The 26,602-nt window shown below is 58.8% G+C and carries 31 protein-coding genes and 1 pseudogene; 11 read left to right on the plus strand and 21 right to left on the minus strand.

The window, feature by feature from the left end; translation table 11 throughout:
* Nucleotides 1-104 precede the first annotated feature (104 nt).
* From PMI07_RS29025 to PMI07_RS29035, 3 genes are read left to right on the plus strand one after another with little or no spacing between them, the layout of a single operon-like run.
* Nucleotides 105-1,298: an amino acid ABC transporter permease gene (locus tag PMI07_RS29025; RefSeq protein WP_037088583.1), complete on the plus strand. Its 1,194-nt coding sequence runs from the start codon at nucleotides 105-107 to the stop codon at nucleotides 1,296-1,298.
* A gap of 40 nt (nucleotides 1,299-1,338) precedes the next feature.
* Complete coding sequence (locus PMI07_RS29030; RefSeq protein ID WP_245277255.1) at nucleotides 1,339-2,460, plus strand: amino acid ABC transporter permease; 1,122 nt, start codon at nucleotides 1,339-1,341, stop codon at nucleotides 2,458-2,460.
* Between the two features lie 31 nt (nucleotides 2,461-2,491).
* A complete protein-coding gene (locus tag PMI07_RS29035) occupies nucleotides 2,492-3,265 on the plus strand; it encodes an amino acid ABC transporter ATP-binding protein (protein WP_007763130.1) in 774 nt (257 codons plus the stop codon).
* A gap of 54 nt (nucleotides 3,266-3,319) precedes the next feature.
* On the opposite strand, the gene PMI07_RS29040 is transcribed toward PMI07_RS29035, so the two are convergent.
* Together PMI07_RS29040 and PMI07_RS29045 are read right to left on the minus strand one after the other, a co-directional pair.
* Nucleotides 3,320-3,976: a hypothetical protein gene (locus PMI07_RS29040; protein ID WP_007763124.1), complete on the minus strand. Its 657-nt coding sequence runs from the start codon at nucleotides 3,974-3,976 to the stop codon at nucleotides 3,320-3,322.
* A 247-nt stretch (nucleotides 3,977-4,223) separates the two neighbouring features.
* The gene (locus PMI07_RS29045) at nucleotides 4,224-4,535 is read right to left on the minus strand and encodes an antibiotic biosynthesis monooxygenase family protein (protein WP_007763121.1); all 312 of its coding nucleotides are present in this window, start codon (nucleotides 4,533-4,535) and stop codon (nucleotides 4,224-4,226) included.
* A gap of 190 nt (nucleotides 4,536-4,725) precedes the next feature.
* Between PMI07_RS29045 and PMI07_RS35860 the strand changes: the two are divergent.
* Together PMI07_RS35860 and PMI07_RS29055 are read left to right on the plus strand one after the other, a co-directional pair.
* Nucleotides 4,726-4,848 (plus strand): annotated as a pseudogene (locus tag PMI07_RS35860) (carbon-nitrogen hydrolase family protein); the annotation flags it as partial.
* Between the two features lie 290 nt (nucleotides 4,849-5,138).
* Nucleotides 5,139-6,416, plus strand: coding sequence for a tyrosine-type recombinase/integrase (locus PMI07_RS29055; RefSeq protein WP_007763119.1), 1,278 nt, complete (start codon nucleotides 5,139-5,141; stop codon nucleotides 6,414-6,416).
* Nucleotides 6,417-6,432: 16 nt separating this feature from the next.
* On the opposite strand, the gene PMI07_RS29060 is transcribed toward PMI07_RS29055, so the two are convergent.
* Together PMI07_RS29060 and PMI07_RS29070 are read right to left on the minus strand one after the other, a co-directional pair.
* The gene (locus tag PMI07_RS29060; RefSeq protein WP_037088586.1) at nucleotides 6,433-7,023 is read right to left on the minus strand and encodes a hypothetical protein; all 591 of its coding nucleotides are present in this window, start codon (nucleotides 7,021-7,023) and stop codon (nucleotides 6,433-6,435) included.
* 1,114 nt (nucleotides 7,024-8,137) lie between these two features.
* Entirely contained in the window at nucleotides 8,138-8,557 is a 420-nt protein-coding gene (locus PMI07_RS29070; RefSeq protein ID WP_007763110.1) for a hypothetical protein, read from the minus strand.
* 34 nt (nucleotides 8,558-8,591) lie between these two features.
* On the opposite strand from PMI07_RS29070, the gene PMI07_RS35165 reads away from it, so the two are divergent.
* A complete protein-coding gene (locus PMI07_RS35165) occupies nucleotides 8,592-8,894 on the plus strand; it encodes a hypothetical protein (protein WP_155956673.1) in 303 nt (100 codons plus the stop codon).
* A 132-nt stretch (nucleotides 8,895-9,026) separates the two neighbouring features.
* Complete coding sequence (locus PMI07_RS29075; RefSeq protein ID WP_007763105.1) at nucleotides 9,027-9,224, plus strand: hypothetical protein; 198 nt, start codon at nucleotides 9,027-9,029, stop codon at nucleotides 9,222-9,224.
* A gap of 451 nt (nucleotides 9,225-9,675) precedes the next feature.
* On the opposite strand, the gene PMI07_RS29085 is transcribed toward PMI07_RS29075, so the two are convergent.
* The 3 genes from PMI07_RS29085 to PMI07_RS29095 form a co-directional block, all read right to left on the minus strand.
* Entirely contained in the window at nucleotides 9,676-10,245 is a 570-nt protein-coding gene (locus PMI07_RS29085) for a hypothetical protein (RefSeq protein ID WP_007763102.1), read from the minus strand.
* A complete protein-coding gene (locus PMI07_RS29090; RefSeq protein WP_007763099.1) occupies nucleotides 10,238-10,975 on the minus strand; it encodes a TIGR04255 family protein in 738 nt (245 codons plus the stop codon). Before PMI07_RS29090 ends, PMI07_RS29085 begins: the two co-directional genes overlap by 8 nt.
* A gap of 436 nt (nucleotides 10,976-11,411) precedes the next feature.
* A complete protein-coding gene (locus PMI07_RS29095; protein WP_007763095.1) occupies nucleotides 11,412-12,023 on the minus strand; it encodes a hypothetical protein in 612 nt (203 codons plus the stop codon).
* A 137-nt stretch (nucleotides 12,024-12,160) separates the two neighbouring features.
* Between PMI07_RS29095 and PMI07_RS29100 the strand changes: the two genes are divergently transcribed.
* Both PMI07_RS29100 and PMI07_RS29105 read left to right on the plus strand, forming a co-directional pair.
* On the plus strand, nucleotides 12,161-12,811 hold the full coding sequence (locus PMI07_RS29100) for a hypothetical protein (RefSeq protein WP_155956675.1): 651 nt from the start codon (nucleotides 12,161-12,163) through the stop codon (nucleotides 12,809-12,811).
* Between the two features lie 73 nt (nucleotides 12,812-12,884).
* Entirely contained in the window at nucleotides 12,885-13,136 is a 252-nt protein-coding gene (locus tag PMI07_RS29105; protein ID WP_037088594.1) for a hypothetical protein, read from the plus strand.
* A gap of 156 nt (nucleotides 13,137-13,292) precedes the next feature.
* Here PMI07_RS29105 and PMI07_RS29110 read toward each other — a convergent pair whose 3' ends face one another.
* The 5 genes from PMI07_RS29110 to PMI07_RS33845 form a co-directional block, all read right to left on the minus strand.
* On the minus strand, nucleotides 13,293-13,499 hold the full coding sequence (locus PMI07_RS29110) for a hypothetical protein (RefSeq protein WP_007763087.1): 207 nt from the start codon (nucleotides 13,497-13,499) through the stop codon (nucleotides 13,293-13,295).
* A complete protein-coding gene (locus tag PMI07_RS29115) occupies nucleotides 13,496-13,726 on the minus strand; it encodes a hypothetical protein (RefSeq protein ID WP_007763085.1) in 231 nt (76 codons plus the stop codon). Before PMI07_RS29115 ends, PMI07_RS29110 begins: the two co-directional genes overlap by 4 nt.
* A 17-nt stretch (nucleotides 13,727-13,743) precedes the next feature.
* Entirely contained in the window at nucleotides 13,744-14,463 is a 720-nt protein-coding gene (locus tag PMI07_RS29120; RefSeq protein ID WP_007763081.1) for an N-acetylmuramoyl-L-alanine amidase, read from the minus strand.
* Between the two features lie 260 nt (nucleotides 14,464-14,723).
* Nucleotides 14,724-15,122, minus strand: a complete 399-nt coding sequence (locus PMI07_RS35865) for a hypothetical protein (protein ID WP_007763076.1) — start codon at nucleotides 15,120-15,122, stop codon at nucleotides 14,724-14,726.
* Complete coding sequence (locus PMI07_RS33845; RefSeq protein ID WP_007763074.1) at nucleotides 15,119-16,273, minus strand: hypothetical protein; 1,155 nt, start codon at nucleotides 16,271-16,273, stop codon at nucleotides 15,119-15,121. Before PMI07_RS33845 ends, PMI07_RS35865 begins: the two co-directional genes overlap by 4 nt.
* Before the next feature lie 86 nt (nucleotides 16,274-16,359).
* On the opposite strand from PMI07_RS33845, the gene PMI07_RS29135 reads away from it, so the two are divergent.
* Nucleotides 16,360-16,929 (plus strand): hypothetical protein, encoded by a 570-nt coding sequence (locus PMI07_RS29135; RefSeq protein WP_007763073.1) that lies wholly within the window; start codon nucleotides 16,360-16,362, stop codon nucleotides 16,927-16,929.
* Between the two features lie 84 nt (nucleotides 16,930-17,013).
* Here the strand turns inward: PMI07_RS29135 and PMI07_RS35170 are convergent, their stop codons facing one another.
* Nucleotides 17,014-17,355 (minus strand): hypothetical protein, encoded by a 342-nt coding sequence (locus PMI07_RS35170; protein WP_007763070.1) that lies wholly within the window; start codon nucleotides 17,353-17,355, stop codon nucleotides 17,014-17,016.
* 23 nt (nucleotides 17,356-17,378) lie between these two features.
* Between PMI07_RS35170 and PMI07_RS29145 the strand changes: the two genes are divergently transcribed.
* The gene (locus tag PMI07_RS29145) at nucleotides 17,379-17,624 is read left to right on the plus strand and encodes a hypothetical protein (protein WP_155956676.1); all 246 of its coding nucleotides are present in this window, start codon (nucleotides 17,379-17,381) and stop codon (nucleotides 17,622-17,624) included.
* On the opposite strand, the gene PMI07_RS29150 is transcribed toward PMI07_RS29145, so the two are convergent.
* Genes PMI07_RS29150 through PMI07_RS29185 form a run of 8 tightly spaced genes read right to left on the minus strand, consistent with a single transcriptional unit; the run spans nucleotide 17,594 to nucleotide 26,534 of the window.
* Nucleotides 17,594-19,645, minus strand: a complete 2,052-nt coding sequence (locus PMI07_RS29150; RefSeq protein WP_007763065.1) for a hypothetical protein — start codon at nucleotides 19,643-19,645, stop codon at nucleotides 17,594-17,596. The genes PMI07_RS29145 and PMI07_RS29150 overlap by 31 nt on opposite strands.
* The gene (locus PMI07_RS35470; RefSeq protein ID WP_007763062.1) at nucleotides 19,645-21,621 is read right to left on the minus strand and encodes a hypothetical protein; all 1,977 of its coding nucleotides are present in this window, start codon (nucleotides 21,619-21,621) and stop codon (nucleotides 19,645-19,647) included. Before PMI07_RS35470 ends, PMI07_RS29150 begins: the two co-directional genes overlap by 1 nt.
* On the minus strand, nucleotides 21,621-21,929 hold the full coding sequence (locus PMI07_RS29160; RefSeq protein ID WP_007763058.1) for a hypothetical protein: 309 nt from the start codon (nucleotides 21,927-21,929) through the stop codon (nucleotides 21,621-21,623). The genes PMI07_RS35470 and PMI07_RS29160 overlap by 1 nt, the downstream gene beginning before the upstream one ends.
* A complete protein-coding gene (locus tag PMI07_RS29165) occupies nucleotides 21,926-23,260 on the minus strand; it encodes a tail fiber domain-containing protein (RefSeq protein ID WP_007763056.1) in 1,335 nt (444 codons plus the stop codon). Before PMI07_RS29165 ends, PMI07_RS29160 begins: the two co-directional genes overlap by 4 nt.
* Nucleotides 23,250-23,741, minus strand: a complete 492-nt coding sequence (locus PMI07_RS29170) for a hypothetical protein (RefSeq protein ID WP_007763049.1) — start codon at nucleotides 23,739-23,741, stop codon at nucleotides 23,250-23,252. The genes PMI07_RS29165 and PMI07_RS29170 overlap by 11 nt, the downstream gene beginning before the upstream one ends.
* Nucleotides 23,738-25,345 carry a hypothetical protein gene (locus PMI07_RS29175; RefSeq protein ID WP_007763047.1) on the minus strand — a complete coding sequence of 536 codons (1,608 nt, stop codon included), beginning with the start codon at nucleotides 25,343-25,345 and terminating at the stop codon, nucleotides 23,738-23,740. Before PMI07_RS29175 ends, PMI07_RS29170 begins: the two co-directional genes overlap by 4 nt.
* Complete coding sequence (locus PMI07_RS29180; protein ID WP_007763046.1) at nucleotides 25,342-25,935, minus strand: hypothetical protein; 594 nt, start codon at nucleotides 25,933-25,935, stop codon at nucleotides 25,342-25,344. Before PMI07_RS29180 ends, PMI07_RS29175 begins: the two co-directional genes overlap by 4 nt.
* Nucleotides 25,932-26,534 carry a hypothetical protein gene (locus tag PMI07_RS29185; RefSeq protein WP_007763043.1) on the minus strand — a complete coding sequence of 201 codons (603 nt, stop codon included), beginning with the start codon at nucleotides 26,532-26,534 and terminating at the stop codon, nucleotides 25,932-25,934. Before PMI07_RS29185 ends, PMI07_RS29180 begins: the two co-directional genes overlap by 4 nt.
* Between the last annotated feature and the right edge of the window lie 68 nt (nucleotides 26,535-26,602).

The raw sequence follows: 26,602 nt of genomic DNA on the forward strand, positions 1-26,602 counted from the left end.
AAGACGGGATAAGGCGGCCAATGCCGCCTTATCCCCGCCTAAAACAAAAAACGCATAAAAAAGAAAAAGACCTCAAAAATGAGGTCACAGGGGAAAAGGCCAGCATGACAGATCACGCTGCAATTGCGCCTTCCGAAGGGCGAACACTCAGAGCTTACGTTTACGACCCCAAGATCCGGGGCATTTTTTTTCAGTTGCTCACGCTCGTCATCGTTGTCGGCGTCGGCTGGTCGATCTTTGACAATACGGTCGCAAACCTTGCGCGTTCCGGTACCGCTTCCGGATACCAGTTCCTCAAAGGCCGCGCCGGTTTCGACATCGGCGCTTCGCTCATCGACTATACGAGCGATTCGACCTACGGGCGCGCCATCCTCGTCGGTTTCCTCAACACGATCCTGGTGGCGTTTTTCGGCATCATCACCGCCACGACCATCGGCTTCATCATCGGCATCGGCCGTCTTTCGAAGAACTGGCTGATCGCAAAGCTTTGCACCGTCTATGTGGAAGTGTTCCGCAACATCCCGGTGCTGCTGATCATCTTTTTCTGGTACAAGGGCGTCCTTTCGTCCCTGCCGCAGGTTCGGGACTCTGTGAAATTGCCGCTCGGCATGGTGCTCAACAACCGCGGGCTCGCCTTCCCGAGGCCCGTCTGGGGTGACGCCGCATGGGTTATCCCCGTTGCGCTGCTGATTGCCGTCGTCGCGGCTTTCGTCGTGGCACGCTGGGCAAAACAGCGGCAGATGCGCACCGGCAAGCAGTTCCACACGATCTGGACGGTGGTCGGCCTGATCGTCGGCTTGCCGATCCTCGCCTTCCTTGCCGCCGGCGCTCCGCTGACGTTCGACTTTCCGATCGCGGGCCGCTTCAACCTGTCGGGCGGATCGGTGATCGCACCGGAATTCGTGGCCCTCTATCTGGCCCTGTCGTTCTATACCGCCTCGTTCATCGCCGAGACGATCCGCGCCGGCATTCGGGCCGTGGCCAAGGGGCAAAGCGAGGCAGCGGCTGCACTCGGATTACAGCCCAGCACCACAACCCGACTCGTCGTGGTGCCGCAGGCGATGCGCGTCATCATCCCGCCACTGACCAGCCAGTATCTCAACCTCACGAAAAACTCGTCGCTCGGCATCGCCGTCGGCTTTCCGGAACTGGTCGCCACCGGCGGCACCACGATGAACCAGACCGGACAGGCGATCGAAGTGGTATCGATCTGGCTCGCCGTCTATCTCAGCATCAGCATCACGACATCGCTGTTCATGAACTGGTTCAACGCCAAAATGGCCCTGGTGGAGAGGTAAGATCATGGACACGAAAAACGTTGCCTATATCCGCCAGGAGATGATCGGCCCCGCACCCGCTCCCCTCAGCACCAGGAGTGCTTCGGGCTGGGTGCGGACCAATCTTCTGGCCACGCCGAAAGATGCCCTGCTGACCATCCTCGCCGTCGCCCTCCTGGTCTGGACGCTGCCAGGCATGATCAACTGGCTGTTCATCCAGGCCGCCTGGTTTGGGACCGACCGATCGTTCTGCACCACCGCCGTACAGGGTGGCATCCAGCCGAATGGCTGGAGCGGCGCCTGCTGGGCCTTTGTCGGCGACCGTTTCCAGCAATTCATGTTCGGACGTTATCCGATAGACGAGCGCTGGCGGCCGATCCTGGTGGCGATCCTGTTCATCGCGCTGCTCGTACCGATCCTGATGCCCAAAATGCCGCGCAAGGGCCTGAATGCGCTGCTGCTCTTCGTCGGCCTGCCGATCGTCGCGTTCTTCCTGCTGCATGGCAACGTGTTCGGGCTTCAGAAGGTCGAGACCCCGCTCTGGGGCGGCCTGATGGTGACGCTGATCCTGTCCTTCGTCGGCATTGCCGTCTCCCTCCCCGTCGGTATCCTGCTGGCGCTTGGACGGCGGTCGACGATGCCGGTAATCCGCATTCTCTGCGTCACCTTCATCGAGGTCATCCGCGGCGTGCCGCTGATCACCGTGCTGTTCATGGCGAACGTCATGCTGCCGCTCTTCCTGCCGACCGGCTGGACGATCGACAACTTCCTGCGCGCACTGGTCGGCGTAGCAATCTTTGCCTCCGCCTACATGGCCGAGGTCGTTCGCGGCGGCTTGCAGGCCATCCCGAAAGGACAGTTCGAAGGTGCCGATTCGCTCGGCCTCAGCTACTGGCAGAAGATCCGGCTGATCATCATGCCGCAGGCGCTGAAACTGGTCATCCCAGGCATCGTCAACACCTTCATCGGCCTGTTCAAGGACACGTCGCTGGTGTCGATCATCGGCATGTTCGACCTTCTCGGGATCGTGCAGCTGAACTTCACCGACACGACCTGGATCAGCCCCGTCACACCGATCACCGGCCTCGTCTTCGCAGGCTTCATCTTCTGGCTATTCTGCTTCGGCATGTCGCGCTACTCCGCTTTCATGGAGCGGCACCTCGACACCGGCCTCAAGCGGTAACCGGCTACAAACGATAACAAAGGGGATAAATATGGCTGACGCCCAACCCAAGAAAATGACCGTCTCCGCCACCGACGTTGCCGTCGAAATCATCGGCATGAACAAATGGTACGGCGACTTCCATGTGCTGCGCGACATCAACCTGAAGGTGATGAAGGGCGAACGCATCGTCATCGCCGGTCCGTCCGGTTCCGGCAAATCGACGATGATCCGCTGCATCAACCGTCTCGAGGAACATCAGGCCGGCAACATCATCGTCGACGGCATCGAGCTCACCAACGACCTGAAGAAGATCGACGAAGTGCGCCGCGAAGTCGGCATGGTGTTCCAGCACTTCAACCTCTTCCCGCACCTGACCATCCTGGAGAACTGCACGCTCGCGCCGATCTGGGTCCGCAAGATGCCGAAGAAGCAGGCGGAAGAGATCGCCATGCACTATCTCGCCCGCGTCAAGATCCCGGAACAGGCCAACAAGTATCCGGGCCAGCTTTCCGGCGGCCAGCAGCAGCGCGTGGCGATCGCCCGCTCGCTGTGCATGAAGCCGAAGATCATGCTGTTCGACGAGCCGACCTCGGCGCTCGACCCGGAAATGGTCAAGGAAGTGCTGGATACGATGGTGAGCCTTGCGGAAGAAGGCATGACCATGCTCTGCGTCACCCACGAAATGGGTTTCGCCCGCCAGGTCGCCCACCGGGTGATTTTCATGGACCAGGGCCAGATCGTCGAGCAGAATTCACCCGCGGAATTCTTCGACAACCCGCAGCACGAGCGCACCAGGCTCTTCCTCAGCCAGATCCTGCACTGATCCAGGCTTTTCGGGCACGACGTCACGGGGCGCTTTCGGCACCCCTTTTTCGTTTCACCAGCGGAAGGAATAACGGGCGTTGACGCTCGCGACCGGCGCGGGGCCATCCGACGTCCGGTCGAGCGCGCCGCTGACGGTCATGGACCGGCCGAGCTGCTTTTCGACGGCGACGCCTGCGCCGAGCGTGCGGAAACCGTCGCTGCCGCTTGCCCGCCCGACCAGCGCCGTCCTGCTCGGGCCATGCAACACGCGAACCGACTGGCTCGCATCGACACCACACCATTCTCCAGACGTCCCGTCATAACGCACGCCGTAGCTGCTACGCCTCTCGATGTCGATCGTCGGCGTCGCGATCTCCTTTTCGTAGTAGTTCATGGTGATTTCGGCGCTGCCCGTATTGCCATCGACATCGACACCGATGTCGCGGTTCAGCTGATAGGCAGGCGTCTGGATCTTTTCGGCCGTGAAATTGCTCCAGAACTTGATAGGCGTATCGACGGGCGTGCCGCTCGTCGTCGTGTCGACACCCATGGAGACGCCGGCCTCGGTCTCAAGGCGGGTCGGCAGCTTCAGGCCGAGCTTGACGGAGTAACTGGTATCGGAATTGCGGGTCGGCTTCCAGATCAGCGGCCTGTCCTCCGCAAGCCCCGGACCTGCCGTCAGAAAGCACCCAAGCGCCAGAACCGCACCCGCGGACAATATCCTGTTCATATCAAATCCCCACTCGAAGGCTCAAAGACAATGCAAGGGGTCCGGGCAATTCGACTGCCCGAATGAAAACCGTTTCAATATGTTGAAGGCGTTTGCCGAGGGCTTAAACCCTCACTCGCCGGTCTGCCTTCCGCTCGGTTGAACGCAAACGGAACTGACACATCCCATGATACGAAACAATGCGGCCATTCCGAATCCCAAATGGGGCGAGAATGGGGTTTCGGGCAGCGGCAACTGCTTTCAGATGTTATTCAAAACGCTCGTCTATGTGCTGCACCGACGCGGATATGACGTTATCGATGACGACGTTGGAGAGAAGTATCGGCCCCACTGCCCAAAGTGCTCGCATGTGGTCGGTATCCTCGTGTCGGCGATGCGCTTCCTCGCTGGTGAAGGCTTCCGCGAGCAAGATCTTGTCGGGATGATCGGGCATCGGCACCAGTTCGATATACAGGCAATCGGGATCGAGCCGGCTTTTCTCCAGATGATCCCGCGCCGCCTCGAGATATTCCTCACGCTTGCCAGGCTTGGTTATGAAAAATCCGATGATGCACTTCATCTTCTCCTCCAAGGTAGGCCACGTCGGTGACGGTAATGGCTTGGGAGGATGACAGCTTTCGAGAGGCACTCAACGGGAAATCGAATTTTCCTCGAACTGCGCGACATCCACGTTAGGATTGCCTTCCGCAGCGGCACGCCGTTTGAGTCGGAGCGGCAGAGGATGAGCGCCGCGAAAACAAATGCTCCCCGACGTTACCGGTGAGCGCGATGGCCGCGTTTCCTGGGGACCGACCGCCGTTCTCAATCCGGATGGCCAGATGATGGTGCAACTGCCTCTGAACGGGCCGGGATTATTGGTTTTCGACCTCCCCGTGAAGCGGCAGGAGAGTTCAGAAATGCGGAAAGAGATACTGTCTGATGAGACGAGCACAGCGGGTCGGACAATAACAAGCGTGGCGACCCCTGCAGGACTCGAACCTGCGACCTGCTGCTTAGAAGGCAGTGAATCGGACCCTTCACAACCCGTCATAGCTTTTCAACAACTTTGCTGAAGCCTCTGATTCATAAGGGCTTGCGCTGGTGGTGACCGGTCGTGCAATGTCGCGATATTGCACGGCCTGTCGGCCAATTCTGTTACCCCAGCGTTACCCCGAGAATCCCAATGGCAAGAGCACTGACGGTAAAAGCGATCGACGCGATGAAGCCAACCGCGACGAGACGGGAGATCCCTGACGGCGGTTTGCCCGGGCTCTACCTGATCATTCAGCCGAAGCGCGAGCGGCACGGCAAGGAGCTCCCGGCCGTGATGAGTTGGGCGATCCGATACCGCTTCGACGGCAGGCCGAAGAAGCACACGATCGGATCATATCCGGCCTATTCGCTGGCGCAGGCTAGGGAAGAAGGGGGGAAGGCGCTAAGGGCCGTCTCGGAGGTGCGAGACCCGGCGGCCGAAAAGGCCGCAAGGAAGGAGCGCAAGCTTGACCTCGTGGAAGACGCCATTGACGAGTTCGTTCAGCGTCATGTCGAAAAAAACAACAGCCCGAACACAATCCGGGAGCGCAAGCGCCTTTTCGAAAAAGAGGTTAAGCCGAAATGGCGCGGCCGGAACATGCAGACTATTACCCGCCTGGAGATTATCCAGTTCATAGACAAGACTGCCGATCGGGCGCCCGTGCTGGCAAACCGGCTGCTCGCCCTGCTTCGGAAGTTCTTCGGATGGGCAGTGGAGCGCGACATTATCGAAATGTCGCCCATGGACAAAAAAATAAGGCCCCCAGGTCAGGAGACCACAAGGGACCGGATCTTGAACGACGAGGAAATTAGGCTGCTGCTGTTGGCCGCGGATAAGCAAGGATATCCGTTTGGCCCTATGACAAAGATGCTGCTCCTAACGGGGCAGCGCCGGAGCGAGGTAGCCGGTGCGGAGTGGACCGAGATGGAGCTAGGCGGCAATAACCAGTTATGGGTGATCCCGCCTGAGCGCTCGAAGAACCGCAAGGAACATTTCGTCCCCCTGCCCACCTTGCTGCTTTCCATCATCGAAGCCCTGCCCCGCATCAAGCCATCAACGGACGACAAGGCAAAGCCGGTCTACCTGTTCACCACAAGCGGTACGACGCCCGTGTCAGGCTTCTCCAAGGCCAAGACGCTCTTGGATGCCGCCATGCTGGAGATAGCGAGGGAGGAGGCCACAAAGCGCGGCGACGATCCGAAGGCGGTGACGATCGAGCCTTGGACCTTCCACGACTTGAGACGCACCGCAGCGAGCGGAATGGCCCGCCTGAGTGTCCCGGTTCATGTTGTCGAGGCCGTGCTCAATCACAGGTCGGGATCGATCAAGGGCGTTGCCGCCGTATATAACCGGTATGACTATGCCGACGAGAAGCGCGCAGCGTTGACAGCATGGGCTGATGCCGTGAGTAAGCTTGCTGTTCAGTGAGCGACCGGAGACCTTATCACTCTTCATTCCATTGCGCTTGGATCACTCCGTCGAGAGCTTCGATGGCTCGGCCAAGCGCGCGATGGTTAATCCTCTTTCCGATCCACCCGGCTCGCCGAAAATATCTGCCAGTCCTTGCTGCCTTGTCGAGGTCTGCCATGGACCAACCGATTTCGCGGCAGCGGCGGCGAACGTCGTCCAGGGCCGGAATACCAGTCAGCTTGTATGAAAGGGTGCTAGCTCGACGAAAACCGTGGTAACGGGCAACCTGCCGAATGTTTACCCACGCTGAGTGCGGGAACGCAGAACTGATTTCCTCAATGGAAGCCTTTGGATACATTTTCCGAAGCTTGGACACCTCTGCTGCGGACCACACGTGGATAGACTTCCGGATCCCGAGCTTCGCGCATTCACCGAAAATCGCATGCTTAGTTCGGTGTCGGAGTCGCTTGCGCATCGCGACATAATCGCCGCGGCAATCCATTAAAACTTGACGCTCAGTATCGTCCCAAAGCTTCTGACCCTTCATGGTAACGCCTGCGCGCATCATCCTCCTACGGGAGCGCTCCCCTGATGCAACATTTCTGGCGTAGTAGGCTAATGACATGGCGCACCTCCTCACCGGAAAGGAGCGAGGAAACCTGACAAGGATGTGGCGACCGTGTGGCAATCCCAGATATCCACAGGCGCTTTGCGTGTGCATGGTCAAGCTCTTCTTGCGGCACCGAATGTCAGGCGCGGCGCGGCTTCGGTGATCTCCAGTTGGAGCAGCCCGCAGGCCCGACGCAGTGATCACACGAGGCCTGTGTCGGGCTCAACTGCGGACTTCTACCGTTGAGCGACAGTTCAAAAAAGAAGCCCGCCTAAGCGGCTTAGCTCAGGGAAACTCTTCTCACTTTGCATCAGCGAACGGAGCAGCACTGAAAACCTTCAACCCACGCCAAGAAAGGCTCTGGGTCAGAAACTGCGCTGTAGGGACAGGAGCTCGCATCTCCTCGGTGCTTTGCCGCCTGAGTACCTTGCTCAAACGCCAGGGAAAGCACTTCCTGAATATCCAACGGCGACTGGCCGTATTCGCGGCCGACGTATGCGGTGAAAACCTCTTTGCAGCGGGCATCCAACAATATGCACCCTCCAATCTCACGATTTGAAGATGCCATTGTTCCCAATGAACCTGTACTCAGGGTGAACAAAGCTCTTGTGACGCCCTTCCGCCGCTTCGGTATCGCGCCGCATTTAATTAGCTTCCTCTCATGGAGGAAGGGATCTATACCGGCCCCCGCGACGCGCTGCTGGATACTCTTCTATCGCCGCCCCGCGCAGGGATCACATAAGGCTTGTGTCGGGCTCTTCAATCTCGCCCATGCGCCGCAGCCAGTTATCAAGATCCCACCAGTCAGACCGACGCGTTCCTGGCATCCTCATTACATCACGTCGGCGAAGACTGATCTCAGCAGCGTCTTCATCAGACGGCCAGATGCCCGTGGCCTGTTCGATATAGGAAGCTGTCCTAACGCTCATGCCATCGGGAACCGACCGATCGGTGATGCACCACATGTGACGACGCAGGATGGATGTCACGCGAGCTTTGCTGAGGCCCTCAGCCTTCGCAATCTCGCGAAGAGGAAGCCCCTTAGCACGCATTGCTACGATCCGATTGTCTCTTTCCACGTCAGGCACTGCGAACTCCGCTATCGGAATAGCCGATACCAGGGTGCCGCTCAGCTTGCCTTCGGCTTTGCAACTGCGGGCGGCGTTGCCGGTTTTGGAGCGGGCTTGGTTCCGGCGGGTTTTGTCGGTGCAGGCGCGGTATTGCATCCCTTGCTCATCATCGCGGACTGAATCGCCTGCACCTTGCCCTTTGCAACGGAAACCTGGCCTTCCTTGTCGCCGCCGAACGTCGATGACATTGGCACACCGATCAGGAATACGCCGAAGGCATCTCCGGTAGCAGCATCGTTCTGCGCCTTAGACACTGCCGAAAGTGCCGTCTGCTCCTTGATCATCTCCTGGCCCAGTTGCTCGCACGTAAGGTTGGTATACGCGGCCATCGGAATGTCAGCCGGAACAATTGCGTCAGGACGCTTGGCGCACGACGAAATCGCCAGCGCAAGCGCCGGCACCACAAAATAAGCCCTCATAAATACCCCCATATTACCCGCACGGAGGATAAGCATGATTCAGCCAGAAGTGGAAGTGCTGGCTATACAACTGCCGTCAGATCCACAAAGGGTTCACGTCAACGCTGCTGGGCTCGCCTATGCGGACTATCCCGCCGTTCCTTTTGCTTGGACTCCCACCAAAGCCGGACTTCCTTCAAAATTGCCGGCACGACAGGGATTGCCACAGCAGCTAACATCATCCAGTCCGTCTTCGTCATGCGACCAATCTCCGGTGAGGGATTTCAACCCCATCAAAATACAATGGGGATGGTTGTCGGGGATGACGGCTGCGAAGAGCATAACGCTAACTGACTGATATTCCTGACTTTGAAAATCTCAAACGGCGAATAACAACAATTCTTGTCCCCGCCTCTAACCTCCAGGCATAAAGGAAACTCAGGTAGGGGGACATTCTTGACTCTCCCTCACGTTGTGGCACGCTTGCCGCATGACATGGGCACCTGGCCACCGCTACGACATCCGCAAGGACGGCGAACATACGTGGGAGATATTCGACACCACGACTGGCCGCACTGTGGTCATCGACGGGAAGCGTTATTGCGATCTGCCCCTCGACAGTGCCGACGTGATGGTCGACCTAATGAACTCCGAGGGAATGGAGCCGGACGAGGAGAGGCTACATTGAGCTCGACGACTGCCTTCATCGCGCATTTTGCTAGGGCTTGATCAGTTTGCAAATCGATGGCTGCGCAAGGTCCGCGATCATAGCGTGCTCTCCATTTGGAGGCGTCCCTTTGATTTTAGCATATGCGGGATTAATTGGATGATTTGATACATGCAATACCCTTATGGACATCGAATGCTTGGCCCCAAGCGACTTTAATTCTCCCACGTTGAGTTTAACAAGGTAATCGTCCTTGGAGAAAGCTCTGGGGAGGGCTTTTGCTGAAGCGACTGCTTTTTGTGCTTCGGTCCCATCGAAGTACTCCCAATAGGATGCAGAGAGATAGTCCTCTCCCACCTCCGATCTGAGCGCGAACGTTCGCGGTTGAACACCCACCACGATACCGTTCTCTCGAATTGTGCGATTGCGAGGGCAGTGCCTTACAACATGATCGGCTTCTCGTATTGGGCGCTCAGCCATTTAGTACCTTTTCCAGCAAGTGCTTGGATGTCCCAACAAAAGCGAAAAGAGGACTGCTCCCGGAAGAGGTTTCAACCCCCTCCTCAGACGTTATCCGACACGTCCACTGTACCTTACCGTCCGGCAAAAACGCGGCGGTCACCACGTTGTCGTCTTTTTTGTACGCAACCAGAGCGTTGCCAGCAGCGTCTAACCCTAAGGAAACCCAATTTAAACTCCGGGTCTCCACAAGCCATTTGAGAAAATTAACAAACGAATCCAAATTCGGCTGGCTGTCTTCCTCAAACCATCCATCGGCATCCAACAAAAAATCGAGTTCTGAAAAAAGTCTATCCCGCTCGATAAATCCCAGATACATCGCATATTTCGATGTAGCGATTTTAAGGGTCATCGCGGAGTTAGCCAGTTGAACCTCAACAGGGCTTGTTACCGCAACCGACTGGGAGATATCCTGGCGCCGCTTTGAAGCCGTTTTACGACCCGTAGAAAGCTCGCTCCAATTGGTGATAGCGGCCGACCCGCCGTATGCCAAGTCGTAAGAAAGGGCGGTATGATCAAGCATTAAAGAGGGCCCTAGCGTTATCTGTCACGAGCGCCTCGAATGTCTTGTTTTTAAGCGCCTGAATCAATTCCAGAACGCCCATCAGTTCGGTGCGCTTAACCGGCATGTCTTTCATTGCAATAATATCTATATCCAACAAATATGACTGATGCTTCAATAGTACAGGATCAACGAGCATACAACCGATGAGTTGTCTGAAGCCTGAGCTCGCATCTGTCCTTTCAACCCTTACCGCTGTGGAGGTCCAGTCGGAGCGAAAGCCGTCTGGAAGTGATGGGTAAATATTCAAGTACTGCTTAATGTCGATTAATTGTTTGTTCGGGTCCGGGATATCAATTCTGTTGATGTAGCGGACGCCCACCCGTTCCCACTTCCGCAGCCCAATTGTTTTTTCTAGAAGGTCGAGGTTGCGCTCAAACTTTTCTGTCAAATCATCCCACCCGTGATACGGAGCTAGTCTACTAGTAATGTAGGATTTGCGATTTACAACCGAAACGTCAGCCCCATCCTTGCTAAACAATCTGAACCAATCACGCCGAGAAGCCAACTCAGGAAGAGCGCTATTGCCTTGCACCCTTATTCGCACGTCATAGTCACTTAGTTCTTCAAGTTTGCCGTATTTTGGCTCAAGCTTCTTGGCAAGGCGTCCCATATCGCGGGAAGAAAACGGTTCTGAAGGCACCATTTCGATTAGGCATTCAATTATTGGCGGTTTCGAATACAAATTCATGATGCCCACTCGGTTGCATTTCTAGACGCCATCAAATGTAGCCATCTGAAATAGTCAAGACGAATATGCCGGACATCGATCCGGTCTATGCGCGGCACATATATAGGTGGAGATTTAAGATTTGCGTCCTCGTGGCTTTGCGGGCCTGAAGCCCTTTTGCTCGCCTTCGGTCTCGGTCTCGTAGCAGCGAAACGGCGCCATCTTTGCTCGATACACACTCAACTACGAATGGTAGATCCGGTTGTCCGACCCCCATACCTGTCGACAAGGAGGGCAGACAGGGCGATCGGCGAGTGCCCCTTGGATCGATCGCCAATAAGTCGCCTGCTCCGGGGGCGCCGCTTTCCTCCCGGCGAAGAACGACCCGACGGCCACCGGCAATAGCAGCGGCGCGATCATTACCACCGTCGCGTATCCTGTTTCATGGAGAAGGAGACTAACTTCCGGGCGCGTTTCGCAGTCTCTCGACGCGGTCGAGACGCTCCCGAAGATCGAGGATGATATCCCGCTGACCGTAGACGCTGCCCTGCGCAGTCTTCACCTCGTCGATCTGGCGCTGCTGGTCCTGGAAGCGCTGATCGTAGTTTGCCCATACGCGGTCTAGTTCCTCGCGCGGCACCTGAGCGTCACGGACCTCCTTGAGCGACGCTTCTGATCGCGCCCGATCCTCGGAACCGCGGTTTGTGCGCCATTCCATCTCCTTTTGCGTCACCATCTTTTCGGTGATGACCGTGATCGAGCCCTTGAGATCGGTCGTAGCGCTCTGGATCGGCCAGTAGACCAGGCCGCCGACAATCGTGCAGAACGACAACGCCACCGCGATAGCCTGCCACTGAGGCTTATTCCGCTCGGCAATGTTAGTGGACAGGGCGGCGACGGAAGAGCGCATCTCCGACGACATCGCCGCCATCGAAGATTCGATCTGCTTGAAGCCCGATCGCATTTCTCCCTCAAGGTCCGACTGCCGGCGGCCGAGGTTTGTTACCCGCTCACCGAGCTGGGCAGTCATGGCATCTGAGTAAACTCGGTGTTCCGCGCCGTTGGGCATGTCATCATTCCCTGCCATTAGTTCTGCTGCCCTTTCAGTTCTTCAGTCGGTGTTTCTTGGTCCAAATCCGGTTCACTTCTTGCTTAATTTTTTCTCTTCAGCTTAAATTCAAGAACTGAGTAGCGCTGGGGATGATTGTGAACCTATTTAGCTGGGCGTTCGTCTTCGACGCCTTTTGGAAATTCTCGGTTGCCGTGACCGCGTCGTTAGCCCTTGTTGGCGGCGCAGGTGTCTATAGGGCAGTGGTGAACCTCGTTTACCAACGTTGGTTTGGGAACCTCAGATATTATGAGGGTGATTACTATGCATATAGATGGCATGTGGAAACGACCGGGACGCTAGTAGAGCCTACGGTTTCAATCAGAAGATATTGGAAGCATTTCTGGGCATATACGCTTCACTGGACTACGCCTGCGGGAACAACAGAATCCTATCGGCTCAAAGAGCATCATGGACGAGAAATATACGCGACTGGTGAAAGCAAAGGCTTGGGTTCCCACTCCACTTTTATCCTTCACCCAGCGCATGCCGTTCCCGTGAAAGTGGTGTCCGGGATGTACTTCTTTATGAACACAAGCCACCAATTCGTGGCAGGCCCATTTCTGATGTCTCGGCGAAAACTTAGCCGTGAAGAGGTAGAGGCCCTTCTTAAGCCATCTGCAGCAACCTCTTCACAATATGAAGCCCAGGTGCGCTACTGGGCTTTTGAGAAGATGGAAAATGCTGGAACGAATGTGATTACCCTGAGGGATGGTCACGTTCCCAACGGCTCGAAGGACACAACATAATAAAAAGATGTTGTCGTGAGGGCCGTCAGCACTACGATTGCGTTAGAGACTCAATCTCAACTGGAGAGCAGATATGTTCACTCTAGCCAGCGTAGAGTTCTTAGCCGAAGACGGTGCAGCAATTCGCCGCATTCAATTTGAGATTGACGGAGAGCGACCTCAGCTGCTGAGGGTCGATATACGACATCCACCTTTTGAGGCACTGGATGCCAGCATCCTCAAAGCGCATGACGAAATCTCCAAGAGATGCGAATACATCCTTCACCACGCGAAGGATTCAGCCGAGCAATACAAGAAGAACCGATTCTGGCCAGATCAAAAATGACCGGACGACAGGGGACGACGGCGACAATAGCTGTCCCGGGCCGCGTTAGTGGCTCGATTTCCGAGCTGCGTTTCAAGTGTGTCACGGCTGGAATAAGTCGTCGGCTTCCATGCCCGACAGATGTCAAGAGCTATCGACTGTTCCGTCTTCGCCGCGTCAGTCCCGCCGGTAAGGGTCGTTTGGATCGACTGGCACGCGACCAGCACGCACGTCATCGCTAGCAGCAACGGCAGCATCCACGCGCTTGTGGTGAAGGTTTTCCAGCTCATTGAGCACCGCCTTTTCGATATCGATCCGTTCAGCTCGCCGCGCGAAATAGGCGGCGAGCTGCAGGATGAGTTTGAGTGCCGCCAGCCAGGTCATGCGGGCTTGTTCGGCGGGAAGAAGTAGACGAAGCCCGTATTGACCACCGCCAGCACGGCCCCAGTAATCTGCGCGGTCGTGAAGCCGAAGACGGTGCAGATCTGATCCAGGTCAGCGGTCGGGCCCGGAACGCATTCCGCGATACCCTTGGTGCCGAGCCAGACGAGCAGGATGGCGACCGCGTTACCGATGACGGCCGCAGCGAGCTTGCTGTAATTTCCAAACATGTCAGTTCCTTTCGAGGTTAGAGCTTGGATTGCACCAGAGCGCGCATCTGATCGCCGATCGGGATCGCGCCTTGGATTGAGGTATCGAAAGGCAGGCGAGCGATATCCCACTTGCCCCTCTGCGTGATCTTGAGGGTGATTTGCACTTCGGCGTGGCTGAGCACGGTCTTGCGATCGACCTGGATGCCGTAGCGCTTGCAGAGCTGGACCAGCACGTAGACCAGCGCGTTCCACTGCGCCCGCGTGATCGACTGCTTGCCGGCGCTGAACGGGTTTTCGATGGCACCCGCCATGCCACAGAGCGAGACTCCGATCGAGCCGGTGTTGCAGTTGAGGGTATGGGCCGCATATCCGGCCTTGGCCTTCGGCTCTGTGTTCAGCGCGATCGACGGCTTGCCGCGGACGAGCTTTCCGTCTCCCTCAATCAGGATGTGGTAGTGCTCGCGATCGAGGTCGTTCGCTTTGTTCTGCCCGGCCGTCCAATGGAAGATGATCCGGGAGATTTTCGCATCCGGCATCCAGTCGGCCGGGATGGTGAGGCCATCGGAAGCAGTCGTAGCCGGAACGTTCGCCACGGCCTCCGGAGGCTTGACACCTCGAAGCGTGGCCAGCTCGTCGAGCGCCTTGTTGACGGCGGTGACGCTCTCGGAACCGAAGTCCCCATCAGCGCCGAAGTGAGGGAGCGGATAGCCAAGCGCGATCAGGCGCCGCTGCAGAGCCTGCACGGTCATGTCCATTTTCGGAAATCCTAATTTAAAGGTGTTGCAAGGATGCACTCGACTCCCGGGCGGGACGGTGTTTCACTTCGCGCCAGTGAGGTGTGAGGGATCGAGTAATGGTTTACGAGTGGGATGCGCGCCGGGCTCGACGTGCTAATGCAATCAAGATGATCTCGGCCCTGCTGGTCGGTGTGGTCATTGCCGCAGTTCCTGCCTGGATAGTGACCCGGGCGATCGATCTGTAAGCCCACAGATCAGCCGGCCTATGCTCAATAGGATCAGAGCTGAGAAGCCGCGATGAAGAAGGCGTCGATCTGCGCTGCCTGGAAGCCCATGGCCTCAAATCCTGCCTGCATCATCGGCTCATTACGAACGAACGTGCCGCTGTATTCGTAGGCGACCTGGGTTGCCCTGTCCTGAGTGGCGATCCACGCGTTAACCGCATCAATCAGGTCGGTGGCGACAAGTTGGAGTTTGAACTGGCGCGCTGTGACACTTTCAGGAATGGGAAAGTACGGTAGAAATTCAAGCGCCCCAAAATCCCAGACTTGACCAGCTTGCTCCGGACCGGCCGGAACCTGCACTGCTCCGGAAAATGCGTCAGGCGTTTCTTCCTCCGGGCCATCATAGCTGCCGAGGTACCGTCCGGCCTCATCCACAAAGTATCGCTGGGTCATTCGTAAGCCCTCACAACTGCTCTCCAGCTTCCTGGGGTTAAAGGCTGCGCAACGTTGGTGGATTTGTTGATCACCGTCATCTGCGTCTGCGGATATCGAAGGATCACGTTCGTGGCGTTCTTTTCGATGCCGGTACCGCCCAACCCGCCCACGCCAGACACGTTGAGGCTGTGCGTTCCGTACTGAACGACGTCGTTCACAGAATATCCCTGATCCGCAGTGGTACAGACCAGCTCGACCACGACGTTCGAAGGCATCGCTCCCAAGCCATGAGCAATCGTCGATGAAGAGCCAAGGGTGATTGTCTGTTGCGCGCTGACGAACCTGTCCAGACCAAGGTTGGCGCGCGCTGCGGCCGCCGTCGAAGCCCCGGTCCCGCCATCTGCGACAGCAAGGTCGGTGATGCCGGCCACCGAACCGCCAGTGATTGCGACGGCCGTGGCGTTCTGAGTGGCCATGGTGCCGAGGCCGAGTGAGGTCCTTGCCGTGGCACCGCTTTCTGCGACCCACGTCGTTCCGTCACCGACGATGATGTTGCCGTTGGTTACGGCGAGACCAGCTATAGCGGTCAATGTGGCGGCGGATGCTTGAGCACCGATCGTTGTCCGTACCGTCGCGGCATCGGCATCGTCAAGGATGGTGCGTGCAAAAGCGGTCAGCGAGGTCACGCCCCACGTAGCCGCGCCTGTGCCATAAGCAATCTGGTTGGCCGCGATAGTGACCGCAGCGAACGCCGTCAGATCGGCATCGAAAGCCTGGACGTTGGTCCCGATCACTAGGCCGAGCGTCGTCCTCGCCGCGGCGGCATCGGCATCATCGATCAGCGTCCGCCCATATGCACTTAGAGTCGTCACGCCCCATGTGGCCGCACCCGTGCCGTAGGGAATTTGGTTGGCTGCAATGGTGATTGAGGCGAGTGCCGTCAGGTCAGCATCATAGGCCTGAACGTTTGTCCCGATCACAAGTCCGAGGTTGGTTCTGGCGCCGCTTGCCGTCGTCGAACCCGTGCCGCCAGCGGTAACCGGGCGCGCGGCATTCGCGTCCGCGACGAGGTCGTCGATGAAGGCATTGTACGGCGCCGACTGGATAGTCGTGTTCGGCGTGCCTTTGGTGCCTGCTGGCTCAGCGTACACGCCTGCGGTTCTGGGCATTGAGTTCTCCTTGAAGTGAAAAAGCCCGCAAGACTCGACTCCCCAAAAGGTGCGATCATGCACAAAACACTTAGGAGCGCGGGACTATGTATGACGCTAACATCACTGTTGAAGTACTGAGCCGGTTCGGCATTTCATCCACTCGCGAGGATGCCGTGGCACTTACGAAACTTTTGGTTCGCGAAGGGCAAAGCCCAGCTGATGATTATTTTAGTTCAAAATTTCCTCAGCAAATTGTCCTCTTTGGAGAAGAGCCAGCTGGTTTTTACATAAAGCCTCGCAACTTGGTTATAAACTGGCGAGACGTAATGGGGACGACTTTACCGAATGCTGTTTTTGCGTCTGTGTCAGCCGTTCAGCTTCCGTGGTTAACTCCCTTTGCGGTGCTCGCGATCATTTGGGACACCCATTGCAAAATGGTTGTCCCTCTTAAGGCCGAACAGGCAATCGTGTTGCGGTCCATATGGGAATGCGGCGCCCATGCCAGTGAGGCGCAAATCTTAGAGATGATCACAAAACATGAGTGGTTAAACATGCAGTCCAAGCCGCCGTTCGATCTGACCGCATCGCTCGACAAATTGGCGACGGCAGGCCTCATTGAGATTGTCGACGGCACGGCCAGACTCATCGACAATATTGTTTTCGAGGCAGATTAGGCCTGACTCGACTCTCTGTTGGGTTGTGAGATAATCACCTACAACGAAGGGATACGGATGATATCAAATACGGCTTGTAACGCCCTAGCGGGTGGGAGATGCCTTGAGCTTAGATACGACGGCTTCTCTCGCGTAGTCGAGGTCCATGCAGTCGGTACAACGAAGGACGGCAACGGTGTTATGCGTGTCTGGCAGATCCGAGGCGGCAGCAATAGCGGCGAGCGTCAGGGGTGGAAGGTGTTCCGGCTCGACGAAACATTCTCTGCCCATGTGATTGACGAAAAATCCAAAGCGCCCCGTAGCGGGTATGCGCGTGGGGACAAAATCATGCAGTTCATAAAGTGCCAGATCTAGCCCGCCACAGTCGCAAAGATTGCCCTCATGGAGTGCGCAATCGGATATGTGCTCGGTGATTGCCTCACTCATTGTCTTCTCCTATGGTTGCGCTCATGCAGATCGACCACGACCCACAGGAACCGTCACGAAAAGCGCTGAAAATCATCGGCGTCTTAACCGCTGTGGTCGTTTTGATTGTCGCCGTGCCGCTCACGATGGGCGTCAATTGGTCGGTGCGTCAGCTTCCTATCGAATTTGTTCTGCTGCTTGCCGGCGCTGCGATCGGCGTTTGGGGCGGCTTTTTCCTAGGCCGCCGAGACGCAATCCGTCAGTTCCGGACACCAGGCAGAGACGAGTAGCCAGCCAGCCCGCCGCCCCTGATCAATCCGCTTACCGTCGCCTGACGCTGCTGATCGATTACGTTCTTTTGCCCGCGCTGGAGGATCGCCTCGACGATCTGGTCACGTGACGTCCCGGTGGCAACGCTCAGCTTGCCGATGTCCTCGGCCAGCTTCCCGGCGTTAGTCTCCGCATTGCCCTGCACCATGCGCTTGATGATCGATCGAGCGAGGCGGGCCGTCGTGCCGGCGATAGTAGCGTCAGACGGGACTTCCTGCCCCTTCGCAACTTCGTCGAGGAACTGGTTGAACCGGGTGCCCATCGCCGTGTCAGAGCCGCGGGTAACGCGATTGGTGGTGTCACCGAACACTGTCTCGCGGTCGATCGCGTTCAGCACGTTATCGGCCGGCTCCTGGCCGAACAGCATCCCGAGCTTTTCCCGGTTCCAGTCGCCCTCCCCCCGAACAACTTTGCGCAGCGCGTTTGTGTCGTTCGCCTGGGTCCCGATCGCCCGATACACTTCCCCCAAAGCGCCCTGCCTCATGCGAGTCGGTACACCGGAAGGCCCGACCATCATTCCTTCCGGCAACGCTCCGGCGTTAAGCGCCTGATCGAGTTCGACCGGGCGCATCGCGCTTGCTTCATTGTTGAGAATCGGTCGACCTTGCCCCAGAGCTTCCCGCTGGCGAGCCAGCTCGTGGTATTGGGCATCGACCTCCTTGATCCGTGGCACAGAGGCTCGCAAGCCGTCGTCGATCATCTGGCGGGCTTCCGTCAGTGCGCCGATGACCTTATCGTCTGTCTCAGTCGTCAACATGCCATCGATAGCCTGCCTGGTTTGGAAGGCCACGGAAGGATCGGCCGAGACATTGTTCTCGCCGAAATCGTTCATCATCGTGCGGACTTGCTGAAGCCGGCGCTGCGCATCGCCGCGCAATGTCGAAACGGAATGATCAAGGTCGTCGGTGATTGGGGTAAAGTCGTAGGGCTCTCTTCCGGCCATGACCGGACCGTATTGCCGTGCAACCTGTCCCTGGCTGTCCCGGAGGCTTGCATCAATCCGCGATGGCACAGGATCAGGCCCTAGGCTGGTTTCGACGTCGGAACGCAGCCGCGTGTTCGCGAGGCCGGCGCGTTCGTTGAGCGGATCCACGATCAGCCCGCCCGTTCCGGGCCGGGCGGCTGCGCCACGAGCAACGCCAAGCCATTCCGGCGAGACGTCGGCCAGCATCGCTTCCGGCCCCAGGTCGTCGAGTGAGGACCGATACCGCGCGACCTTGCTTGGATCGGACAGCTCATTGACGACATATTTGCGGGCCTGATCTGTCATCGATGAAAGGGCGTCATTGCTTTCGCCAAGGATTTTGCGGGTGAGCGCGGACACGGCCTTATTGGCGCCTGCTGCGACGGGCATGAGTGCGGGCCCGACGACAGCCCCAGTCAGGCCTTCTATTCCTGCCTGCTTGGCTCGTTCAGTAGCGCCGCCCTCACCCGCACCGAATCCCTGCACTAGACCGGTCGCCGCACCAGAGCCACCTGCAGATATCAACCGCGCGCCCGTAGAAGCCCCCGTATTACCCAGCGCATAGTTGCCAATCACCGGCGCGGCCTTGAGAAGCGCCCCGCCCGATCCCACCCCGCCGGCAATCTTGAGGCCGGTCGAGACATACGGATGGTCGTTGTCGAACTCATCGTCTTTTCGGCGCTGGATGCCGAGCGCCTGGTCATATCGCTCGCCCCAGGTCGCGCCAGGGAGTTTTTCATACCCCTGGTCAGGCAGCATCGGGTCAACAAGCGGCGCCAGTGTCGCATTTGTCGCCGCGTTCAGCTCGTCGAGATAGGAGCCGATACCGAGCGCGCCACGCGCAACGGACCGGACGCCGCCCGCGATGCCGCCAGATCGCTTAGGCCGGCTCCCACGGCCACCGGCGGCCATCTGCTGGGCAATCTCGTTGACGGTCGCCTCCTGATCCTCCGCGGAGAGGGTCTTGAAGCTGTCATCGACCGTGACCTTGACGCCGTTGACGGTAAGGGTCGCCATTATTCAACGCTCCACTGGACGCCGGTTCTCGTTTTAAACCCACCGTTCGGCGTCGAGCCTTCCGGGATCTTGTATTCGGCCAGCGGATTCTTCAGCTGCCGGATGCGCTGGCGCCCTTCGGCCGGCGTGATAGCCCGATCCGCGACAGCGTCGGCGATTTCGCCCATCTGCTGCTCATATTGGGCAATGCCGCGCATGGTTTGGAAGATAAGCTGGTTGCCGCCTGGCTGGTTGATGATCCGCGGAAGTGAGGCACGGAACATCTTTATATCCCCGTCGGACATCGTGCCAGAACCTGGCAGGCGCTGTTCCGGAACCATCTTCTCAAGGAGAGCCGATGCAGCCTGAATGTCGCTTGTCCCCTCGCCAATCGGCACGCCCCAATCGCCCGCGAGCTTCTTGAATGCACCCTCTGCCCCTTGGGGAACGTTGGCGAAGATGCTTTCCAAACGATCGATCTGCCCAAGTCGTCCACGGGCCTGCATGCCGGCATCGGACATTGCGGCGAAGGTTTCCGCGTTCTTCTTGTCGAGGTTTTCGAAGAACTTGTCGCCCTCTCCAGTGTTCACCGTGATGTTGGTGCCGTCCTTACCGCCCGTTAGCATGAAGTTGTTGTATTCCGGTGTGCCTGGTTTGAGGCCCGCCTGCTGTGCCCGGATGTTCAGAGCCCGAACTGATTCTGGTGTTTGGGTCGTTTTGTCATCCAGAGCCTTCAGTTGAGCCCGTTTGTAATCAAGACCGAGCTGATAATCCGGGTCGCTCGTCTTCTGCCAACGCTCGTACTCCTGACGAGCCTGCCAGATCTGCTGTTCCTGCTGCGCCTGATGCTGTTGCATCTGCTGCTGCATGACCAGACGGAGAGCTCCCTTCTGGCCTTCGTCGAGGAAAGGATTGCTGAGGATCTTCAGCATTTCCGGGTCAGGACGATAGGGTTGCGCGCGGGGCATCTGCGGCGGGGCGGCCTGTGCCATCTGCTGCGGAGGCACGGACGCGACCGGAGGCGCTGCGGCCACGTCGCGACTTGGCAGCGGCGGAAGGGCGGCGGCCTGCTGCTGCGGCAACGGCTTGCTGCCTGGCTGCACAGGGTTCTGGATAGGCAGGTTGGCGGCCTGCGCCGGGTTCTGCAGCTGCGGCGTCATCTGGTTGGCCGGCTGCTGGAAGTTGGGCGCGCTAACCATGGGATCGACATAGCCAGATGCAGGCACCTGAGCATCGATTGCTGCGGATGCCGGAGTAGCGGCGGCGGCCTGAGGACCAAGAGCATTCAGGAACTTTGATCCATATGCGCCCACCGATGTCCCGAGTGAATCCTTTCGTCCGAGTTTGCCCACGCCGCCAGGACCGCCGATCCATGCCTGTGCAGCTCCTTCCGGACCATACTGCTGGACATAGCCGCCGAACTTCTTGTCGAAGATGGCGTCCTGCAGCTTGGGATCAGCCATGAATTCTTCTGGGGTGACCGCGCGGCCAAGGGCCTCTTGCGACCATGGGCCGATATTGGCCTCCATGATCTGGTAGCGGCCAAGCGCGCGGCCAAGCTTCGGATGCGTTGGGCCGACGGCCGCATAGTCGCCGCTGCCAGCGCTTTCGATCGAGGCAATGGCATTGCGGTAGGCTTCGGGGCCTCCCGCCACCGATGGGCTGGTCGCCGCCATCTCATTGCCGGCATCCGTCGTGGTGGGCATGGAAGATGCGGCTGAAGAATTCGAGGAGGAAGGATTGCTGCCGCCAAGTATGCGCCCGAGGACGCTGTCAAACTGTGTGCTCGCCGCCTCCCTGCCCTCCCGGAGCCCTTTGTCGGCACGCCACCGGCCAATACCCGACGCAGCGCCCATCAGCAACGCACCGATGCCTTCCGGCACGTTCTTCGGCTGCTGGCCGAGGATACGCTTCGCGAGCGCGTCAGCGGCCTCACGGCGGGACTGCAGGTCCTGATAGGTGAGACCCGTATTGCCCCCGAACAGATATCCGACCATCAGAAAAGGCCTCCGTTTTTGCGGCCGCTTAGGAAATTGGCAAGCCCGGTCATGAGGGACGGATCGGCGCCGCCCGGAGCGGTCGGGAACGACGCATCCTTCTTCTGCCAATTGGCGAGCCCCATACCGATACCGGCAGCAAGCTGGCTGGCGCCCTGCGGCACGTTCTGCGCCGGCTGACCCATGATCTGTTGCGCGAGCTGCGCCGCCATATGCTGACGTCGAACCGTGGGATCAGTCGGGTCCTGCTGCATATAGCCGTAGCGCTGGAACCCGCCGGCGCCTGGCTGCTGGGGAAATTCGTTCATCGTGCCGCACCTGCCTGGAAGAGCGCGCCATAATTAACGCGGCGATATCCGTCATTGCCCTTCCGGACCGCATCCGGACGAACCTTCTCGACTTCCTGCGCCATGACGCCGATCCGCTTTGGAGCGCTCTTCGGCTCGCCCTTGTACCGATACTCGTACAGGCCGCCGACCTTCTTGACGTCCTTTTTGGCGTCCTCGTCAGAAAGGCTGAACAGACTGCCGATGCCCCCGAGCACTGACCCGAGGCCCGCCTGTTTTTGCTGGTAGGCGGCAAGGTCGTTCTGATACTTCTGGCTCACCAGCCCGGCATAATCGACGTTCGGCAGACTCTGGCCCTGCGTCGGCACAAAGTTCGGGTTATCGACAGGAGACCCCGCCAAGAGGGCCGAGATTTCATTGATCGGCTGGCTCCGCTCCGCATAGGCTTCGTTCAGATACTGTGCCCGGGCGGCGTTCTGGGCGTTGATCCGAGCCTGCTCGGCGTTGAACGTCTGATCCAGAAGCGCGTTGTTGGCCCCCGTCGCACTGGTGTTGTTCTGGTACATCTGCTGATCGGCAGAATTCGCCAGTTCGACGTCGCCCATGTTCTGCGCATAGCCCTGCTGCTGAGCCGCGTTCTCGAACGACGCCTTGTTTGCAGCGAGGCCAGCAAGCCGAGATTGTTCCTGCCCCGCGTTCAGGATCGCGCCGTAGCGAGCGTCATTCTCCTGGCGGGTCGCCGCGTCGATCGCACGGTTGTAGGCCTCCGAGCCGGGCTGAAGGCCCTGATTGATCAGCTTCGTTTCGAGCGCTTCCCGGCTCTGCGCCAGCTGCGGATTGATCCGCTGCATCAGCGCATCTTCGTATTTGCTCGTGTCGAAATCGATGTCGTAAGACTTGGTGATGTCACCGGCAGGACCGGCGCTCGTCTGAAGCTGAGGGCCCGCGCCGTATTGCTGATATGTCGGCGTCTTGAGCGAGGATGGGTCACCGGCAGCAGGGGCATCGTCGAGCGAGAACGGCGTACCGAGCAGGGTATCCAGCCGGCCGGACTGGTTTGCAGCCAGGGTCCCAAGATTTAGGTTCGCCTTGTCGGTCTGATCTTTGATCGCCTGCTGCTGCGGCGACAGGGTCTGCGTCACCGTCGTCGTCGGCACCTTGTAGGTCTGCCCCGTGGTCGGGTCAAAGATGTCACGGGACTCGCCATAGGTATAGTTCAGCGTTCCATCCGGCGTGACCTGATTGATGTTGCCCAGGTAGGAGTTCGCAGTCGCCGTCGCGACATTGGTCGCAGTCTGCGCAGCTGCGGTTTCCTTGGGGTCCGGAGACTTGGGTGCGTTCTTACCGCCCATCTGCTGCCTTCCTTTGTGCGGCGCGTTCCCGCGCCAGTCGTCGAAGATTGTTTCCTGCCCACGCCTCGCGCGTCAGGACGAAGAGGTTTTCAGCTGCCGCCGGGCCACGAAGACGCGGGATGCGGTATCTATCAAAGCCGTAGGCCGTGAGCATGCGATGCTGTGCCGTGTCCTCGTCCGACACGCGCTGCACCACCGCTTGGCAGCCGACAGAATTGAAGGGGTATCCGTACATGACGCTGAGAACCGGCCTCGTCAGCCAGCCTTTGATCCAGGCAGCGGCAGAGATTTCCACGACACCGGCGTCGGGGTCATAGTTGTGATAGATGAGCCCCGCCGCGAGTTGGTCGCCGTCGACCACGGCAATCGCGCGACAGATCCCGAAAGTATGTCCCCCGCCCGGCCAAATTCGCTCCGCCACGAGCTCCGCCAACTGGTCGGTTGCTTCGCCCTTCGGGAGAAGCCCGCAGTTGAACGTCATACGCTCTGCTCACCTGCGATGATCTGCAAGTTTCCGAGATCGAGCGCCACTCTCAGCGCCACCGGGCCGCCGGACACAACGACGGCGCCGATCGCGAGGGTGTCGCCGCTGGCGCGCACGTTCTGCCGGTATTCGTAGCGCTGGAGCGTGCTTGGATTGTCCCACATGGCGACGTCCCAGAGACCGACGTCCCATTCCGAAGATCCGGCATCACCGACCGAGACGACATTGAAGGCCGGGATTGAGGTATCGCCGTTGGCGCGGGCAAAGAGGAGCAGCTCCGGTTTCTCGCGGGCCTTGATATACATCTGGCCCAAGGTCGCTTCCTTGCGCTGGCCGAACGCGCTGACGGCGCGGAACTGCGACAGATAGGAGGCGATGAATGGCAGGCCGTCGTCGGTGCCGTTGATGTCGCCCTGCCATACCGAACCGGCGAGCGAGCCGAAGAAGATGCTGCCCTGGATACTGCCGTAACATGTCGCTTTCCAGTTGGTGACGATCGACCAGGCCCAGGTCACCACGTTCAACATGAAGGTGGTGTCAGGCACGACAATGGTATTCGGGAAGGAAACCACGACCAGCTTCTGCTCCGGCCAATAGGTCATTGACCAGCCTGTCGGGGCCGCTGTCGCCGCAATGCTCCAGTCATCCTCGATCGGCCGCGACCGGGAGAACGACGACAAGGCATCCCCGTTTCTCTGAACGGCCTGCGACATCGGGATGAGGCCCGATACTGTGGCGATCAGTACGTCGCCGCCGGCCTTGATGAAGGCATTCTTCCCAAGCGGCTTGCCGATCTGGTAGACGCCCTGGACGGTGAAATCCGTTGCACTGTCGGGATCGCTGCCTTGGAAGACGGCAACCTCGCCCTCAGTCGAGACGAAGACACAATATTCGTTCGGTCCTGTCCCGCTCTCGATCGACCAGTTGAAGCCCATCAGCAGCGATCCGCCGTTCTTCATCGTGCCGCCGAGCGGGAATACCTTTGCCGCGCCGGAGATGGCGGCTGCCGGCAAATAGTAGGCGTCCATAGTCCCGGCTTTGACAAAGAACTCACGGTTCTTGAACAGCCAGCCTTGCGAGAGCTGCGCCATCGTCGTCGAGTCAGGAAAGGTGATTGCTGGCGTGGTCCAGCTCGTACCGTCGAAAATCCTGCGGGAGTCTGCGCCATTGGTGGCGATCAGATAGGAGCCACCAGCATTCGAGTGCTGGAATGTCGCCCAGTCGCCACCGGTGAGGCCGCTCACCACTGCTGCGGTATTGGTCGGCGGGGCGGCCGGCGACGTCATGTCGTAGATCGCGTTCACCGTCGCCATGAACAGTTTCTCGGCGCCGCTATACTTGTAGGTGAAGGCGCTGACGAAATCCAAACCGCTGGCAATGACTGCCTTCTTGATCGAACCGCCTCGAATGCGGGCGCCGGTCAATGTCGGCAGCCAGTTCCTCAGAACGGCTGCGGCCCCTGGCAGGTCGTCAGAAAGCGTCGTCGTGGTGTAGAGGCCCTTTGCCGGCGCCGGCAGCGTCAGAGGTGCGGACGCTTGCGGCGGAACGGCTTTCACCGGACCTCTGTTTGACTGCATCAGTCGCGACGGGCGGAGCTTCATCGATCCTCCTCGGTCGCAGCCGCAAGCGCCGCCTCGAATTCGGCAAGCGGGTCGTCGTAGTTCAGGCCCTTTTGCCGCTTCCACCGCCAGATGAGGTTCAGGACCAGAAGCCGTTCCGGGAAGACAGCGACATCATCGTCAGCAGTCCAGTCGGCTTTCTCGGTTCCGGTGCTGCCCAATATCCAGTTCTTGGAAACATAGGTGATAGTGGCGCCGACGGCATCACCGGCTGGTGAAAACGAGATGCCGGCCGTCGAGAGGTAATAATATGGCTGGACAGACGGCACCTGCAGCACCACGGCCCATTGCGACGGGCTCTTTACCGGGCGGGCGAAATCACCGGCTGCCGTGAAGACTGCGCCACCTTCGATCAGGCGGTCATAGTCCGCTGGGAACGTATAGGGCGACACCGACGCGACATCGGAGCGCTGAAGCGCCTTCCATGCGAACCGCTCAGCAATCTCCTGGCCGGCAAGCTTGGCGAGTTCAAGCATCGTCTGCGCGGCCGGATTGTTCGAACCGTAGACGCTGACGAAGCGATCGAGCGAAACAACGTCGCTGACCTCGTTGATTGCGGTCAAGACAGTCATGGCGTTACCCCGCTCAAGGTGACCTGGCCATTACCCCACCGCGCGCGATTGTCGGCGAGCGTCAATCCGGCCATCGCGTTTTCCTTCAGTGGACGGGCACCAGAGACAAGCTCGACGTTCTTGGCCCAGATCCCGATTTCCTCGACGAGCGCATAGAGGTAGGCGTCGGGGGCTTTCTCAAGCAGCCAGTTCGTCGGGTTGGTCCGCGTCAGGGGCGGGATGTTGGCGTAATAGGTCATGGTGAGATTGCCGTTCGCGGTCGGCCGCGCCATGATTGTGGTCCCGACGACGGCATAGCCCTGCGGATAGCCGCCGCGGTTCCGGTAGCGGTCGGTCAACGCAGACAAGGACCATGCGCCGATCGAGTAACCGTCGGGCGTCAGAACTTCACGCGCTTCGAGGAAATCCGCCGGCAGTGTCCCGTCACCATTGGTCAGGACGACGGTGCCAACAGTCTCCATATCTGCGATACGCAAGACACGGTTCATCTTGGCCTCAGCCAGGGCAACAAAGCGCGGGAAGAGATGAGCGACGTCATCGCGGCCCGAATACTCGCCTGCGTCGATCAGCAGGGAGGCATAGTCTGTGATAGCGGCCATCAGGCGACCTTCCATCCCGTTGCGTCTTGATACATGCGGCTTCGATCGGAGAGCCGCGCCATCTCTTC

This window comes from Rhizobium sp. CF080 (assembly GCF_000282095.2).
In the GTDB taxonomy this organism is placed as follows: domain Bacteria; phylum Pseudomonadota; class Alphaproteobacteria; order Rhizobiales; family Rhizobiaceae; genus Neorhizobium.